The organism is Desulfosporosinus sp. BICA1-9 (assembly GCF_000802135.1).
Map to the genome: position 1 here is coordinate 43,315 of NZ_JUEE01000029.1, position 15,384 is coordinate 58,698.

Annotated in this window: 19 protein-coding genes and 1 pseudogene; 4 read left to right on the top strand and 16 right to left on the bottom strand. The window is 44.3% G+C overall.

Annotated features, from left to right (window positions below):
• Window positions 1–200: 200 nt before the first annotated feature.
• From fliE to JL57_RS04220, 11 genes are all read right to left on the bottom strand, one after another.
• Complete coding sequence (gene fliE / locus JL57_RS04170; RefSeq protein WP_034140807.1) at window positions 201–530, bottom strand: flagellar hook-basal body complex protein FliE; 330 nt, start codon at window positions 528–530, stop codon at window positions 201–203.
• A 7-nt stretch (window positions 531–537) separates the two neighbouring features.
• A complete protein-coding gene (flgC, locus tag JL57_RS04175; RefSeq protein WP_034140808.1) occupies window positions 538–1,044 on the bottom strand; it encodes a flagellar basal body rod protein FlgC in 507 nt (168 codons plus the stop codon).
• A 1-nt stretch (window position 1,045) separates the two neighbouring features.
• A complete protein-coding gene (locus JL57_RS04180; protein ID WP_034140809.1) occupies window positions 1,046–2,236 on the bottom strand; it encodes a chemotaxis response regulator protein-glutamate methylesterase in 1,191 nt (396 codons plus the stop codon).
• The gene (locus JL57_RS04185) at window positions 2,220–2,666 is read right to left on the bottom strand and encodes a chemotaxis protein CheW (RefSeq protein WP_034140810.1); all 447 of its coding nucleotides are present in this window, start codon (window positions 2,664–2,666) and stop codon (window positions 2,220–2,222) included. Before JL57_RS04185 ends, JL57_RS04180 begins: the two co-directional genes overlap by 17 nt.
• Before the next feature lie 209 nt (window positions 2,667–2,875).
• Window positions 2,876–5,074: a chemotaxis protein CheA gene (locus JL57_RS04190; RefSeq protein WP_034140811.1), complete on the bottom strand. Its 2,199-nt coding sequence runs from the start codon at window positions 5,072–5,074 to the stop codon at window positions 2,876–2,878.
• 709 nt (window positions 5,075–5,783) lie between these two features.
• Window positions 5,784–6,152 (bottom strand): flagellar protein FlaG, encoded by a 369-nt coding sequence (locus JL57_RS04195; protein WP_034140812.1) that lies wholly within the window; start codon window positions 6,150–6,152, stop codon window positions 5,784–5,786.
• Window positions 6,153–6,195: 43 nt separating this feature from the next.
• On the bottom strand, window positions 6,196–6,528 hold the full coding sequence (locus JL57_RS04200) for a hypothetical protein (RefSeq protein ID WP_034140813.1): 333 nt from the start codon (window positions 6,526–6,528) through the stop codon (window positions 6,196–6,198).
• Entirely contained in the window at window positions 6,528–6,920 is a 393-nt protein-coding gene (fliS, locus tag JL57_RS04205; protein ID WP_034140814.1) for a flagellar export chaperone FliS, read from the bottom strand. The genes JL57_RS04200 and fliS overlap by 1 nt, the downstream gene beginning before the upstream one ends.
• A 35-nt stretch (window positions 6,921–6,955) precedes the next feature.
• Complete coding sequence (fliD, locus tag JL57_RS04210; protein WP_034140815.1) at window positions 6,956–8,545, bottom strand: flagellar filament capping protein FliD; 1,590 nt, start codon at window positions 8,543–8,545, stop codon at window positions 6,956–6,958.
• A gap of 30 nt (window positions 8,546–8,575) precedes the next feature.
• Complete coding sequence (locus JL57_RS04215; protein WP_034140816.1) at window positions 8,576–8,971, bottom strand: flagellar protein FlaG; 396 nt, start codon at window positions 8,969–8,971, stop codon at window positions 8,576–8,578.
• A gap of 146 nt (window positions 8,972–9,117) precedes the next feature.
• The gene (locus JL57_RS04220; RefSeq protein ID WP_034140817.1) at window positions 9,118–10,371 is read right to left on the bottom strand and encodes a flagellin; all 1,254 of its coding nucleotides are present in this window, start codon (window positions 10,369–10,371) and stop codon (window positions 9,118–9,120) included.
• A gap of 576 nt (window positions 10,372–10,947) precedes the next feature.
• On the opposite strand from JL57_RS04220, the gene JL57_RS04225 reads away from it, so the two are divergent.
• Genes JL57_RS04225 through JL57_RS04235 form a run of 3 tightly spaced genes read left to right on the top strand, consistent with a single transcriptional unit; the run spans window position 10,948 to window position 11,806 of the window.
• Window positions 10,948–11,208, top strand: coding sequence for a DUF4160 domain-containing protein (locus JL57_RS04225; RefSeq protein ID WP_034140818.1), 261 nt, complete (start codon window positions 10,948–10,950; stop codon window positions 11,206–11,208).
• A gap of 17 nt (window positions 11,209–11,225) precedes the next feature.
• On the top strand, window positions 11,226–11,570 hold the full coding sequence (locus tag JL57_RS04230; RefSeq protein ID WP_045691147.1) for a DUF2442 domain-containing protein: 345 nt from the start codon (window positions 11,226–11,228) through the stop codon (window positions 11,568–11,570).
• A 50-nt stretch (window positions 11,571–11,620) separates the two neighbouring features.
• The gene (locus tag JL57_RS04235; protein WP_034140819.1) at window positions 11,621–11,806 is read left to right on the top strand and encodes a hypothetical protein; all 186 of its coding nucleotides are present in this window, start codon (window positions 11,621–11,623) and stop codon (window positions 11,804–11,806) included.
• 182 nt (window positions 11,807–11,988) lie between these two features.
• Here JL57_RS04235 and JL57_RS33440 read toward each other — a convergent pair.
• The 4 genes and pseudogenes from JL57_RS33440 to JL57_RS04250 form a co-directional block, all read right to left on the bottom strand.
• Window positions 11,989–12,102: pseudogene (locus JL57_RS33440) on the bottom strand (carbon storage regulator); the annotation flags it as partial.
• Between the two features lie 13 nt (window positions 12,103–12,115).
• Window positions 12,116–12,529 (bottom strand): PIN domain-containing protein, encoded by a 414-nt coding sequence (locus JL57_RS04240; protein ID WP_034140820.1) that lies wholly within the window; start codon window positions 12,527–12,529, stop codon window positions 12,116–12,118.
• Window positions 12,530–12,841 carry an AbrB/MazE/SpoVT family DNA-binding domain-containing protein gene (locus JL57_RS04245; RefSeq protein WP_045691146.1) on the bottom strand — a complete coding sequence of 104 codons (312 nt, stop codon included), beginning with the start codon at window positions 12,839–12,841 and terminating at the stop codon, window positions 12,530–12,532. It lies immediately after the preceding gene.
• 669 nt (window positions 12,842–13,510) lie between these two features.
• Entirely contained in the window at window positions 13,511–13,843 is a 333-nt protein-coding gene (locus JL57_RS04250; protein WP_291299685.1) for a hypothetical protein, read from the bottom strand.
• A 650-nt stretch (window positions 13,844–14,493) separates the two neighbouring features.
• On the opposite strand from JL57_RS04250, the gene JL57_RS04255 reads away from it, so the two are divergent.
• Window positions 14,494–15,072, top strand: a complete 579-nt coding sequence (locus JL57_RS04255; protein WP_291299686.1) for an Rpn family recombination-promoting nuclease/putative transposase — start codon at window positions 14,494–14,496, stop codon at window positions 15,070–15,072.
• A gap of 19 nt (window positions 15,073–15,091) precedes the next feature.
• On the opposite strand, the gene JL57_RS04260 is transcribed toward JL57_RS04255, so the two are convergent.
• Window positions 15,092–15,384 (bottom strand): tyrosine-type recombinase/integrase (locus tag JL57_RS04260; RefSeq protein WP_034140827.1); only part of this gene is annotated, 293 nt, incomplete at its 5' end.

The following is a 15,384-nucleotide window of genomic DNA, read 5'->3' on the forward strand; positions in this document are numbered from 1 at the left end:
TCGCGCTTCGCGCCTCCCGCCTCACTGTTTCCATAAATTACTAGATTAATAACCCCTTAAAAGAAAACCTTCACAACGTATTTTTATATAACAACCTTTTTTTCGATGCTCGAAGCTCGAGACCCGAAGCTCGAATAAATTCCGTTCGTTCACGAACGTTTCAAACATCGAACCTCGTGCATCGTGCATCGTGCATCGAATTAAAGTTGCATACGCATGACCTGATTGTAAGCATCAATCACTTTATCACGCGTGGATACTGCTAAGGATAGTGATAGATTAGCCTTTTCTAAGGCTATCATCGCTTCTGATAAATCTTGCACCTGTCCCGTAGCCAGTTGTAAGCTGGCGACATCCGCCTTGGTCTGTAGAGCATCCACTTGACCAAGGGCATCACTCAAAAATTTTGAAAAATCCGCCTCGGCCTTTTGACCTCCCTCAGGGCGTATGTTCGAAGTAGCGTCAAGATTAGTAGGGGTAATCGGAGTCAGTCCGATCGGTAGAATCGGTGCTATCGCTTGAATGATCATTTAATCATCACCCCTTTCCAATCTCAAGTGCTTTGGTAGCCATAGATTTACTAACATTGAGAGCAGTGACATTGGCTTCATAGGCACGCGATGCCGTCATCATATCCACCATTTCCGTCACAATATTCACATTAGGTTGACGTACATATCCTACAGGCAATCCCTCCTCAACCACTGTCGCGGCATCAGGAGAGGCAGGGTTATATTCTAAACGAAAGGGTTCAGTAACGTCATTATAAACACTGGCCACTTGCACCCCGTTCCCATTTCCGTACCCATTCCCAACCTTTCCTAAACCCATCGTTTCTCCAAGAACTTTAGAAAACGGTGTCTCCGGTGGGCGAGGAACAAACACGGCGACTTGCCGACTATAGGGGATCTGGTTTCCTGCCGGGGTCAGTTCTCCCGTTCGAGTCGTATTGATATTGGCGATATTGTTAGCGGTAAGATCCATACGTAAGCGCTGGGCAGTTAACCCGGAAGCACTGATTTCGATGGCCCCAAAAAGACCCATGTTATCCCCTCCTCATCACGCATTCCACTATCGCTTTTCCGATCTCATTAAGTGGTACAATTCGGTCAGCTAGACCAGCCTCCACCAAAGACCTGGGCATTCCATAAACCACGCAGGTTTCCTCCGACTCAGCGATTGCGAACCCCTCTTCTAACCTCTTAAGCTCCTTCATCCCCTTAGTCCCATCACTACCCATCCCAGTCATGACCACCCCAAGAGTCCCTTTACCAACTTCTTTTGCTAAGGAAAGGAACATCACATCGATGGAAGGGCGATAAAGCGTGGGTATTGGGGCCTCATCTCCAATTTGAAGCGTCAACAGACCAGACCTACGCAAAACCTGAAGCTGTTTACCGGCTGGACCTACATACACAGTCCCCGCTTTCAAGACTTCTCCATGAACTCCTTCCCGAACATTGAGAGCACATAGTCCATTTAACCTTTGAGCGAGGGGTCCTGTAAACCCTGGAGGCATATGTTGAGCGACCAACACCGGTACAGGGAAATTTCCTGGCAAGGCTGGCAAAACTGCTTGTAATGCCGAGGGCCCACCAGTAGACGTGCCGATGGCCACGATTTCTACCACATGCTTTGGCAAGACCCCTCCCTTGCTCGGTCGCGAACCTAGTCCCAAACTTGGGCCAGAGGGTGAAGTAGGAGCAGCCACTCCCTTTGAGATACCCGCTTGAACTGCAGTACCTGTCGTTGCGGAAGGGACCGTAGTAGGAGGCATCTGTAGAGATGAGGGTATTGCCTTAGGCATGAGTCGAGCAGGATCGACTAACGCTGCTGCTTTTACTTTCTCCACTAGATCCCGGGCAAGTACCTGTAAATCCGCTCCCGGTCTTCCCGACGGTTTGGCCACAACATCAATAGCCCCTAAGTCCAGTGCCTTCAACGTGGACTGCGCACCTTCCGTGGTCACAGCACTCAAGATGATCACTGGGGTCGGTTGCCAACGCATAATTTCTTCCAACGCCTGAAGTCCATCCATGACCGGCATCTCCACATCCATCGTCACGACATCTGGACGAAGGGATTGAAGTTTAAGAATTCCTTCGCGTCCATCTCTTGCAGTATCCAGGACTTTAATACCCGGATCCTGATTAAGAATTTTTTGTAGTGTTAACCTCATGAACGGAGAATCATCGACTATGAGGACTCCAATCTGTGTCCTAGGCGCTGACGTCATGACTTAGCTCTCCACCTATAATGTGATCGAGATCCAAGAGGATAAGCAGACGTTCCCCTATTTTTCCAACCCCACGAATAAACTGAGAGTCCATGCCAAGCGCAATCGGCGGTGGTGGTTCTATCGCTTCACTATCAAGGCGCAAGACTTCAGTGACTGCATCCACCCGAATTCCGAACACTTTTGATTGAACCTGCAGGACAATAATCCGACTGAGATCGGTTTCTTCCACACGATTCATACCAAAACGAATGCGCAAGCTGATCACCGGAATGACGTTTCCTCTCAGGTTAATAACACCCTCAATATAATTCTCGGCTTTAGGCACTCGAGTAATCGGTGGAATACGGATAATCTCCTGGACACGCATAATATCAACGCCAAATTCTTCGGAGCCTAAGCTAAACGTGACTAATTGTTCTTCTGCCATAGTAAAACCCCCTTCTTCGATGTTCGAGGTTCGAAGTTCGATGTTCGAACTCGAATAAAAACTTAAAAGTTTTTAGGATAATTAAATAAAGTTTTCTTTAATTGAGGTGCGAAGCGCGATGTGATTGATCGAGTGAGATTTAAATCGTTGTTAAAAACTTCAGTTTTTAATTCTATTCGAACCTCGATCCTCGAACATCGAACCTCGCTTTAGCTCTTGCGTGTTACCAAGACGTCTTGGATTAAGGATCCGATATCGAGAATCAAGGTGACTTTTCCATCTCCGAGAATGGTTGCACCGGCAATTCCGGGGAGATTATTCAGGAATTCACCCAAAGATTTAATGACTACTTCTTGTTGGCCGCGCAATTCATCAACGATTAGCCCTAAAGCTTTATCTCCAAAGCCTACTACAACGACAAAGACCTCACTGCATTCGGTTTCTGGAGTAGGAAGATCGAACTTTTCTTGTAAAGAAATGAGGGGTAAGGTATTACCTCGCAGTTGAACCATTGGCAGTCCACCCACAGTTTTAATATCCTCTCGATTAACCAGAAGAGTCTCTAAAACAGAAGAAAGTGGAACCGCATAAATTTCTTTTCCAACTTCAACGAGCAACGCCTGAATGATGGCCAAGGTCAAGGGTAAGCGGATCGTGAAGGTGCTTCCCTTCCCTTTGCGAGTTGTAATATCCACCATTCCCCCGAGATTATTCAGGGCCTTCTTCACAACGTCCATCCCAACACCCCTGCCGGAAATATCGGTCACAGTATCTGCTGTACTAAAGCCTGGCAAGAAGATAAGGTTTGCGATATCCCGTTCGGAGAGTTCTTCGCGCGCTCCAATCAAGCCCTTAGAAACCGCTATTTGCTGAATTTTATCAAGATCTAACCCTGCCCCATCATCGGAGATGAGAATAGCAATGTGATTGCCTTCATGGTAAGCATTGAGCGTAATCGTCCCAAGTTCAGGCTTCCCAGCTGCCCGGCGCTCTTCCGGAGATTCAATACCATGATCCACTGAGTTTCGAATCAGATGCATTAAAGGATCTCCGATAATTTCAACCACAGTCTTATCAAGTTCGGTATCTTCCCCTTTTAAGACGAGGTCGACTTCTTTGCCTGTTTTTTTGGCAAGGTCACGAACTAAACGTGGAAAACGATTAAAAACAGTCCCAATCGCCACCATACGTAAGCGCATAACACTCTCTTGGAGGTCATTCATTAGACGACCCAAGTAAACGTTCGCTTCGTTTAAATTATTGACCATACCGTCCGTACTGTATTGAGCCTTCAGATCCAATCCAATTTGCACCAGACGGGTCCGGGTGATGACCATTTCTCCAACCAGATTAATCAGATTATCCATGCGCACTGTATCGACACGGATCGTATGTACTTGGGTATTACCTTCTCCATTAGCAGCCTCAGTGGCCGGTGTCCCTGGAGCTTTACGAATCCCTTTTGGTTCAAGGGCAGCTTTCTGACTTAAGATTGGCTGAACCACTTTTTCTTCGGGCACGACCGTCGGGATAACCTTGGACGCATTTTCCGATTCTGAAACAACTTTCGGAACCTCAGTCATATCCTCAACAGCGTCTTCCTTTATCTCTATAACCTCTGGATAAGGGTGTACTACGACATCCACCAACTCCGAAATCTCCAGTAGTTCTCTCCGAATCTCTTCGCGGGGCTCATCACAGAGTACAAGCATGAAGAATTCCTCTGCATTTCCAACTTCCAGATCCTCAACGCTCGGCAAAAGTTTAATCACAGAGCCCATTCCCTCAAGTCGCTGAGTTGCCATCACCGCACGAACTGCCTTCATGAGGGTATTAGGCCCAAGTTTCACATCGACCTGATAAACACCACGTCCTAAACTTTGAGCATCGCTTACTTTTTCACATTCAGAGGGTGTTAGAGAAAAGTTAATCGGAACAAACTTCAAGACTTCTTCACTTTCTTCTGGAAAGGTTAGTGATTTCACTGTTTCAACTGGTTTATCTCCATTTAATAACCCCCGCATAGAGGAGGCTAAATCTTCGAATTCAATTTCAATCTCCTGCCGCTGTTCGACCTGAGCTAACATCGCTTTGACTCGATCTGTCACTGCCAATAATGTATCGATCATTTCCAAGGAAACATCCATTTTCCCCTGACGCAAATGATCCAACAAATCTTCGGCAGCATGGGTCAAGGCAACGATTGGCGTGAACCCCATAGTTCCGGAGGCTCCCTTTAAACTGTGAGCTGAGCGGAAAAGATCGTTAATAAGTCCAATATTCCCTCCCTCTTTCTCAAGTTGTAAGAGCCCAGCCCCAAGCTTTTCAATCTGTTCCTGGGAATCTAATAGGTAAAACTCTATAAATTCCCCCAGATCTACTCCCTGATTCTTCTCATCTTGACTCACGCATTGCCACCCCAATCTTTTTATTGATAAAATATTACTAAATACTTCGTAAGTCGCTCTATAACGATACTAATCTAGTTTATCGTCCAGTCTGCTATGTAAAATATTGCATGGAGGGAACAACTTGTCCTAAATACGTTTTATTCGCCATATTTTTTAGAATTCCTCCAAAAAAAGTATATAAACATAATTACCGTTTATCATCTAATAGTAGCACCTAGTCCCTTAAACCGTATACAGTTATTTCGACAAAATTCCCATGAATATTTTTTTAATTATATGTATCCCCAAATTTATACCTAGTTGTTTACGTGATTAACAATAGCATCAAGTAGTAATACCCACAAATGGTTTGTTTGTCACAATCCGATAGGACCTTTGGGCAAAAAAACTTGTCTGGCTCCAAACCTCGGCGAAGGCGGCCGCCGTCCATGGCGCATTCGACACTAGACACGTCCTGCGTCGCCTTTTCGGAACGACACAGGGGTCGTTCCCTACAATTTAGCCTAAGATAACGTTAACGTAGGGAACGACCTCTGTGTCGTTCCGCCATGTTGCACCATGATAATTGCGTTTAAATGGCGAGAAGGGCCAGAAAGTTATACTTTCTGACTAGTACAAAAAAACAGGGTGCCAATAAATTGCATCCTGTTTTTTTGAGGAACGTTTATGTTATTTTTTTGTTGAACGAGCATGTCTTAACGTTCGATCAAACTAGTTTATCGAAAAGCAAGCCGGCCATTTCCCTAAAAGAATCTAGAAGCTCTAACGCCCGCTTAGAAGGAATTTCATCTATTACTTCTCCATTTTGTTGATCTACAATCTTAACTGTAAGGCGTTGGGAATTTTCATGAATACTAAACACGTAGCGTTTATTGATGATTCCCATAAGCCGGTTGAGCTTTTCCGTCGCCTTTTCTACTTCCTCGCGCGGAATTTCTTCACGGGCAGAAGGAATTTCGCCCTTACGATCGATAACCTTGCGAGGAGTCTCTAAGGAACGGTCCAGCTTTTGCCCAGGAAAAGCATCCATAGGAATCATGGTGGAATGAGTATTGGGCTGTATGGGATTGATCATATCACAAATCCCTCCTAATTTGATCTTTAGTTGAACGAGTTCACTATCGCTTCCATTTCATCTGGCTGATAGCCATAGTGCTGGCAGCGCCATAGGCTTCTGAAACCTGATGTTGTCGTTTGCTACTACCCAGTCGAACCTGCATTGCATGTAGGATAGCTTGGCTATCTTGCTGGATTTCGCTAATCAAACTCCGCCCTACTGGGGAGACTTTAAAGCCATCATCGGGAGTCTGCTCAATGAGGGTCTGCAACTGTTCTCGCTGATTCATCAGGTCGTAAAAAAGAGCCATATCCTGCTTAGTCAGGAATTTCATCATTTCTTTGGTCAAAAACCGATAATCCTGCCACAAAGCTTGAGCTGTTTTCTTCACCATTACTTGCCAACTGCTCGAGCCACATGAGTCTGTTTCATAGCCTCTACCCATGTATCTCGCAGTTCCTGTAGAACCTCTTTAGCTTGTTGCAACAAAGTAACATCCTTTTTAATATTACCTTGGATCAGGCAGTGTTCCGTGTATTCATAAAGCTTCGCCCAGGTTTTGGATAGCTCATAGTTCATATCCAACGTGCGAACAAATTCACGTACGATGTCCTGCACGCGCAGATTGGCATTGTGGGATTTTTGTACATCCCCCTGCTCCATCGCCAAAATGCTCTCCGTCAAAAATCGCAACGCTCCGTTATAGAGCAATAAGGTTAATTGTTCTGGTGAGGACGTCATAACCTGCTGATTCTTATAGGCATTCGCCATCTGTTGATTCACCATATATATTCCCTCCTACCCAATCACTTTGTATAGTTTCAGCCATTACTATTACCAAATTGCGATGCTAACCAACTGTTCTGAGAACTTAGCTGCTGCAAAGCTACTTCCATAGCATTAAACTGCTTGTAATAAGCTGTTTGCACCTTGTCAAACCTGTCTGCGGCGTTGGTGATTTGCTTATTATAGGCGGTAATTCTCTTGGCAAAACTGCTCTTAGTATCATATTGCGCCCCAGCCGTTGTACCGGCTATTTGCGCTACTTGATCCATTTTAGTCTTAATTCCATCATACAACCGCCCTGCGATCCCTTGACTGCTGGGATCGATAGTGCCGTCCGGATTCTTCCCACTCGCCCCAAACAGCTGACTCAGTACATCAGGATCGTCCTGCAACGCGGTCCGTAGTTTGTCGGTATTCAGGTATAGCTTTCCACCCTCAGTATAGGTTCCAGTGGTAATACCAATTGAAGCGCCACTATTATAAGGACCCGTAATGCTCGCAACAGGGTTGGAGAAAGCATTCCGCATGGTATTCACAAGGCTCGCCAAGGTCTGATCATTGCGGAGCATCCCACTCTTCGCCTTGGCCTCCCAGGCTGTAATATCCGACTCCTTCATGACCGACTTTTGGGCATCTGTAAGCGGTGGAAAATCCTTATAGCGGGTTTCACTCAGCTTGCCATTGATGTCGGCAAGGATTTTGTTATAGGAGTCAACTAAGGATTGGATACTGGCTACGGCTTTGTCGGTATCGTTGGTTACGCTAATGGTGGTCGCTTGTCCCGAATCCAACTTTTCCGCGATAGTGGCCCCTGTCGCCCCAGGCGACACACCTGTCAAACTGTATGTCACACCGGAGATACTGAATGTATTACTTGCTTGGCTTAAATGAACCCCATCCAGTTTGAATTCGGCATTTAGACCAGTGATACCCGTAGTGGTGGCAACATCCGAGGGCAGCTTTAGCTTGTCGACAAAAAAATCTCCACCCCAGCTAGCGTCGCCTTCAGTCTTAACAATACTAAGCCCAGCAGAAGAACCCGTATTAGTAGTAGACATGAAAAAACGATCTAGCGTACTATCATAACTGGCCTTCACATTAATACCTGCGCTATTGATTTGGCTAACAAGATCATTGATGCTTCCATTCGGATCAATGGTAATGGATGCACTCGCTGCTCCATTGGCTATCGTGAACTTATACAACCCGGTAGGAGCAACACCATCATAAAACTGGTTGACAATAGTGTCCTTACTTGCCCCAGTCGTTACATTACTCGCACTCGTCAAATTCACACCACTGGCTAACTGCGCAACCACTAAGGAATGATTCACATCCGCTGCCTCAGCATTGGCTGTTGCGGTAACTACCGAGGTGTTACTGGAAGAAACCTTATTCGGGCTTAAAGTCCCCTGGAGTTTGTAATTAAACGTTGTAGTACGAAAATTATTGATATCATCATACACTGTATTGTAGGAAGTCTTTTGCCATTCCAGTACCGTTTTCTTTTGTAGCAAAGCATCGCTTTTTGCTTGCTGCCCCATCATTAACTTTGTTACGATGGAGTCAATATCCATGCCCGAACCAGACAGACCATAAGTGCCTCCGATCGAACTGAATGACATGCCCAACCCCTCCCATCCCTCAACTTACTGCTATATTTTTTTATCCAGTAGTATCCCGACATAATCACGAATCGCGGCCATTGTATCAAGAAATTCATGAGGTGGGAATTCTTTTAGTACTTTATTATCTGTTTGGTCAACGACTTGCACCATTATTTGGTTTGTCTCTTGATGGATCAAGAATCTAATATTTGCATTCATTGCTTGGATAAATTTGTTCATTGCTTCCGTCATTTGGGTTACTTCTTGTAAATCGGCTGGCTCTTTATGAATTTTTTCGTCTGTTTGAGCAGTTACCGATTCATCTGCAAAATTACCCGTATTGGCAGTTGGAACATTGACAACAGGCTGAATAACGGGATTTGTCTGCGCCAGATTAGCAAAACCACCAAAATCCATAGGAGTCTTCACTGCGCTTATATCCATATCGAACACCTCTGCTTGATTTATCTGTTAGTAGATGTATCGTAAGAAGTGGGAGAAAGCTTTAGGGGTAAACGTAAAAAAACATAAATAAAGAGCCAGAAGCAAACGCCCCTGGCCCTTTGGGAAACGTATTAACTTGTCGACAATTAACGGAGTAACTGTAGAACGCCTTGAGGAGCTTGGTTGGCTTGAGCCAGCATCGCGGTAGCAGCTTGGGAGAGGATGTTGTTCTTTTGGAAGTTCATCATTTCCTTAGCCATGTCTACGTCGCGAATACGGGATTCAGCAGCTGTCATGTTTTCGGAAGAGGTTCCGAGATTGGTGATAGTGTGTTCCAGACGATTCGAGTTAGCACCGAGCTTGGAGCGTTCAGCAGATACCTTCTCAAGAGCAGCCTGAATTACAGTGACTGCATTACCAGCGTTAGCAGAAGTACTTACATCCAAGGCAGCCTCGTTGGCAGTGTCATTAGTTCCATCAGTAACAGTATTAGTGGCAGTAAAGCCAGTTGCAGCTGCTGTTCCTGTAATACCAAGAGCTAAAGAACGCATGTCAGCAAAGTCAAGCGTCATCGTCTGGCTTTCGTTTGCACCAATTTGCATGGAGAAGGAGGATTTAGCCTCTACTCCAGCAACACCTGCGGTAGTTGTAGATGCGGTAGCGTTAGCAGTGGCACCGGTGTCACTAACCACAGGTCCCGTCGCAGATTCTTGACCTGCTTTTTGAACCAATTGAACATCAGCACCCGAAACAGTTGCTGTATACTTAGCTGAAAGTATTGCATTACCGTTAATGGCAGCAGCCAAAGTTGTCGCCTGGGTAGTTGCGTCTGTCATATCAAATGTAGTTGCACTGCTACTACCACTTGCAGCAGTAAAGACTTCTCCATCAATAGTAACCGTCTCACCTACAGAGAATGGCGCACTAAGAACAGCCTTATAGTCCCCTGCAACTGCAGTTACAGCAGCAGTCGTAGTGCCTGAAGTAGCATTCAAGAGCTTCTGACTGTTGAACTCAGTGGTGTTGCCAATACGATTGATTTCGGAAGTTAGCGAGTTAAGCTCCTTCTGAATTTCGCCGCGATCTGTGCTCGTGTTGGTATCATTACCACCTTGAACCGCCAATTCGCGCATACGTTGGAGAATACTGTGAGTTTCGCTTAACGAACCTTCAGCTGTCTGAATCATCGAAATAGCGTCTTGGGAGTTACGAGCCGCTTGGTCGAGTCCACGGATCTGACCGCGCATTTTTTCGGAAATAGCGAGACCAGCAGCATCGTCACCGGCTTTGTTGATACGTAGACCTGAGGACAGTTTCTCCAGCGACTTGGCGCTGTTGGCGTTGTTAGTGCTCAACTGACGATAGGTGTTCAGGGAAGCCATGTTGTGATTGATAATCATAAAAAATTCCTCCTTGATTTTTATGCCAGGCATCCTTGCCCGTGCATTTTGTGAGTTGCCTGCAGTAGAACGCTTCACCCTCCGGCCGGTTGGGAAAAGGTTTCTACTACACTTGCTTACTACTTATATCGCAGGTTTACGACTTTTACCTTAGGGTTAATACTGGCCAAAATTAACCATCTATACTACAATTAGTCGTTCATTCTTCTAATTGCTCTGGTTTTCATCTTATTTCCCAAAATCAAATTAAGCGAAATTAAGCGAGCGCTCCCCCGACCAACGGGATCGCATCCAATGTCATCGGGCTATCCAATCCCAACGGGGTCTGATCCTCACACAATTTAGACACAATTCTGACAATTGCAAAGAGTCCCTGGAGGCCAATAACATCAGGCATTCCAGGGATCATTCAATGATACACGATGTAGTTGTGTCACATTCACAGAAAAAGAGTCAATACTAAGAGGTACCGGGGTATGACCCCAACACATCTTGAAAAGATCGTGAAATATCGTGACGCGATGCCCATAAAATGGTATAATAATAGTAAGCTGACGAAGAGAAAGGGGATGCTTAATGCCAACAATTTGCATGTTTCGAGGAATTAAAATTTATCTAAACTACTTAGAACATCAACCTCCTCATTTCCACGCTGAGTATGGCGAATACGAATGCAGTATATCGATTAATGATATAGAGTTGTTAAGTGGTCAGATGCCCAACAAACAATTGAAAATGATATTTGGATGGGCGGCGTTACACCAAGACGAATTACAGGAGGAATGGTATCTAGCGCAAACTCATAAGGAGCTATTTCCTATTGAACCTTTAAAATAGATTTAGGAGGTGTCGGCTTGGCTAATGTAATAACGGACCAAAAAGTAAAAGAGTATTTCTTAAGTGGAACACGAAAAATCACAAAGGTTATCCCATGTAACGATTACATTTTAACATTAGAATTTGATAATGGTGAAATTAAGACCTTTGATATGTCCGATAAACTCTTTGGAGTTTTCGAAATACTAAAAGATAAAGATAAATTTAATGAAGTGTTTATTGACGAGCACGGTAACATTGCTTGGGATAAAGATAAAACTGTTGAATCTAAAGCTGTCTGGAACAATAGAATTGATATTTGCAAAGATTCTCTTTTTATGGCTTCTACTCTTGGAGGGAAGCAGAACTACGGGACCAGCTAACGAGGATAGAGTCAGCGGCGAATAAAGGAAGAGCAAAAGGCGAAGCTATAATGGCCCAAGATATCCTATGTCAATTCCTCGAAGTCAGTTTTGGTGCAGAATCTCAGGCCCTTCAGGAGACGGTACGCACGATCACAGACTTGGAGGTACTCAGTCGGATTACAAACCAAATTTTTCTAGCTGCTCAATTTGAGGAAGTAAGCGCTCTCATTCAGAGTAGTTTGCACCCACATTAGGACTTGCACAAAGGGTTCTGACCCCCTCAGGATTTAAAAGAAACTCCTACGAGGTCGCACCCTCACACAACGACAAACTGTTGTTACTATTCTGAAATTGGCCCCAAGCAGCCTTGCCTAATGCTCGACTTAAATATTCCCTAAATTAAATATAGAAGTAAGATGCACAGTGCGCCTTACTTCTATATTTGTAATGCTTTCAGCATATCCAACTCCAACAAATCATTGGGAACGGCGGCTTGTTTGTTTTCTGCCGCGATGGCATCGAAAATCTCGCCACGGTAGATCTTGATCTTTGTAATAATGCTATCAGTTTCCTGGTCTGTCATGACTAATATCTAACCGATTATAATGCTTATCCCATGTAACCACATCCTCCGGGGGGTTGGCTTTGGCATGTGCCGCAATATAAGCATCCACAAAATCAACCTTTTTAGCGGAAAAATCAAGCAGAGCTTGTTGTACGACGGGCTTTTCCTCAGTTTCAACTCCAATTGCATTAGTGAATTTCAACAAGGTATCAGAAATGTCTGTTGGTTGTGCTTCGTAAAAGGACTCTAATACCCAACAACACTCGGCCACAACTATGGCAGACAAGCGCAAAACTAATTCTCCCATCTCGACTTTTAGAATCATATCTTCAGCTTCTTGTGCCATCTCTTGGGGATCACCCGTAATAATTCGGATGATTACATTAGTGTCCAACCAAAGTCTCCTCGCCAACTATCCTTCCTCCCCGTCCTTTAACTCTTTTTGTGCCATCTTCTCATACGCTTCTTTTCTGATTTCATCAACTGGTTTAAATGACTTATGTGTTTTTAGAATCCCAAATAGTTCCGTAATACGTTGCCTCTTAACAACTTCAACCTTAACTTCACCGTTCTTCTCAGCAATAAATGTCAAGTGATCTCCCTCACCAATACCTAGCTTTTTTCGTATTTCCATAGGGATAACTATTTGCCCACGGCTAGATATTCTGCTCGTAGCCTTTACTACGCTGAGTGCTTGGTCGTCAGAAAACTCAATTATACTCATTTCGAGCCCCCCTTACTTACTTACTTACTTACTTACTTACTTACTTACTTACTTATCTTTTATTCTTACTTATCTTTTATTCTTACCTATATAATAATCTTACCTATCTGGATTGTCGAGTATTAATAATAATCTTAGGGGGGTAGCGTCTTTGCTCCACCTTGGGACAACACCCTCCACTTGCCTAAGCGGTTTGAACCCTGTAGGTGCATCGGCGCTCCACTCAGGGCCAATTCGGTCGCTGAACCGCTAAGCACCTCTCCACAGGTGGAGCTAAGCGGATCCCCCCCTAATCTTATTACTCGTGTCGATAAGCCTCGCCAAGGGGACTGGTATTTCCTGAAATTTATCGATTTGAATCTGTTCAGGCAAGGGCCTCCCGGTCGCTCCTTGCCAAAGGGGTCCCCCTCAAGATTTAACCAAGTTAGAACGCTCCCCCGGGGTAACGACCCCAACACAATTCGAGACGATTAATACAGCCACTAACTAGGTATATCCTAAGCTAGTGGCTGTTTCTTATGCTCGTATATCAAGAGTAGCTCGTGAATTTCGTTTAACGGACAACTCCGTGGTCTTGGTTGTCTCACTAGCTAAAAACGTTATTGCATCCCCCTGATTCGTTGCAACGCCCATAGCCATTTTCAGGACGGAGAGGCTCGCCTGTTCTCGTTACAATTTCACGATCTCTTCAAGGGGGAGCCCTGTAATTTCTGCGATGAGTTCGACTGATAACCCTTTCTTTAAAGCCGCCTTGGCTGTCAGTACTTTTCCCTCTTCTCGTCCTTCTTCTTTTGCAGTATCTAAAATCCCCACCTCTTGCCCTAGATAGGCCAGATAGTCATCATATCCCCGCCGTTCTTCCTCGCTCATCATGAGATAATCCAGTTTCTTGGCCGCCAGCAAGATTCCGGGTGACTTGAAGTCCTCACGTATTTTACCATGCTTAAAAAAATACACCCATTCGTCAATATCCTCATGGATCATATCCTCAAACTTTTCCACATAAATCATGTAGTATTCTGGGAAGACATTTTTGCTGGTAACTACCGCTGTTTCTTGGTGTTTTGCCTTAGATTCGGGGGAAAGCCCTCCCGTCCGGTCGGCCTTTCCAACGGGGTCGTACCCTCACACAATAGGAAACTATTCTGACAATTTATGCACGATTTGCGATACTCCCCAACTACATTTCTAGCCTCTTGTTCCAACAAAGGGCGTGGGACTTTTCTGTCTGATCATACTTCAAGAAATGTGCATCTAGTCTATCGTGGTTCTTCATAAAGCTAATTCTCATATTCCTAAACGCCAATCCTATGATTGACTGTGCATGAAATTCATTCAATTGACTTTAGATTTTTATATTTATTAAATTTTGTCCTTAGAAAACATCTAGATGTCAGGCAACCGATACTTTTTATATAGAAAGCTCCGTTTAAGGCAAACAGCAACAAAGTCCTTCGTTATGGACTTTGTTGCTGTTTGTGATGAAACTCGCGGCACATATTAATTCCTTTTTATGGTATTGATATGTGCCGTGTTGTATAATGTTATTATTCAGTCATTATGTTAGCGTTGATAATAGTTGTCTGTAGGTGGTTTAACTACGGTAGATTTGCTAAAATAAATTATAGAACTAGAGGAAGGATGAAGTTGCCATGGCTGGGAGCAAAAAGAGTAAACGCAAACAGATATCAACGGACGATGGGTTTCTGATGTCTCCAAAGGTAGACTTTGTTTTCAAGCTGATTTTTGGAGATGAGAAGAACAAAGACCTGCTAATAGCCTTTCTCAGTGCAGTACTAGGTGTGCCCGCAGAAGACTTTGAGTGGATAGAAATCATCAATAGTGAGCTTCTAAGGGAGTTTTCAGAGGACAAAAAAGGAATACTAGATGTACGTGCAATGACAAAACAAGGAAAACAAATCGATATAGAAATACAAATATTACCCACTGAATTCATACCCGAAAGAACCATGTTCTACTGGTCCAAGATGTATATTAGTCAAGTAAAGCCGGGAGATACCTATGATTTGCTACAAAAATGTATAACTATAAACATTGTGGATTTCAAATGTACTCCACTCAAAAAATTACACTCCAGTTATCATTTGACTGAGGATTCAACGGGCTACCGATTGACGGACATTTTAGAGGTCCATTTCTTAGATTATCCAAACAAAAACAGAATCCAAACCTTTCATCATTATGCCATATATTCAAGTAGTTTTTCATGAAGAAAGGTTTGGATTTCTTTCATTCCATGATCGACCTTACCCCACAGAAATTTGCAAGTGACCCTGCACCATTCTTCCATTTTTTTGAGACTTTTCGATCATTTTCATCTTCAAGTGTAGCCAGCGCCTTCGCTTCCTGTTCTGTGGTCACATCTAGGTACACCATCGTCGTCAGCACCTGCTCATGGCCTAGCAAAAACGATATCTGCACGATATTCATTCCATCCTCAAGCCAGTGCGATGCTTTCGCATGCCTGAGTTGGTGCGCGTGAAGCCCCAGAGGCACCTCGGAGCACGATTCGTGGGCCGTTG

Coding starts and splice junctions, on each gene's coding strand:
- JL57_RS04215 (WP_034140816.1), bottom strand. CDS start 8,971: ATGGATATAAGCGCAGTGAAGACTCCTATGGATTTTGGTGGTTTTGCT.
- JL57_RS04195 (WP_034140812.1), bottom strand. CDS start 6,152: ATGATCAATCCCATACAGCCCAATACTCATTCCACCATGATTCCTATG.
- JL57_RS04255 (WP_291299686.1), top strand. CDS start 14,494: ATGGCTGGGAGCAAAAAGAGTAAACGCAAACAGATATCAACGGACGAT.
- JL57_RS04235 (WP_034140819.1), top strand. CDS start 11,621: ATGGCCCAAGATATCCTATGTCAATTCCTCGAAGTCAGTTTTGGTGCA.
- flgC (WP_034140808.1), bottom strand. CDS start 1,044: ATGGGTCTTTTTGGGGCCATCGAAATCAGTGCTTCCGGGTTAACTGCC.
- fliD (WP_034140815.1), bottom strand. CDS start 8,545: ATGTCATTCAGTTCGATCGGAGGCACTTATGGTCTGTCTGGTTCGGGC.
- JL57_RS04180 (WP_034140809.1), bottom strand. CDS start 2,236: ATGACGTCAGCGCCTAGGACACAGATTGGAGTCCTCATAGTCGATGAT.
- JL57_RS04185 (WP_034140810.1), bottom strand. CDS start 2,666: ATGGCAGAAGAACAATTAGTCACGTTTAGCTTAGGCTCCGAAGAATTT.
- JL57_RS04220 (WP_034140817.1), bottom strand. CDS start 10,371: ATGATTATCAATCACAACATGGCTTCCCTGAACACCTATCGTCAGTTG.
- fliS (WP_034140814.1), bottom strand. CDS start 6,920: ATGGTGAATCAACAGATGGCGAATGCCTATAAGAATCAGCAGGTTATG.
- JL57_RS04200 (WP_034140813.1), bottom strand. CDS start 6,528: ATGGTGAAGAAAACAGCTCAAGCTTTGTGGCAGGATTATCGGTTTTTG.
- JL57_RS04225 (WP_034140818.1), top strand. CDS start 10,948: ATGCCAACAATTTGCATGTTTCGAGGAATTAAAATTTATCTAAACTAC.
- fliE (WP_034140807.1), bottom strand. CDS start 530: ATGATCATTCAAGCGATAGCACCGATTCTACCGATCGGACTGACTCCG.
- JL57_RS04245 (WP_045691146.1), bottom strand. CDS start 12,841: ATGAGTATAATTGAGTTTTCTGACGACCAAGCACTCAGCGTAGTAAAG.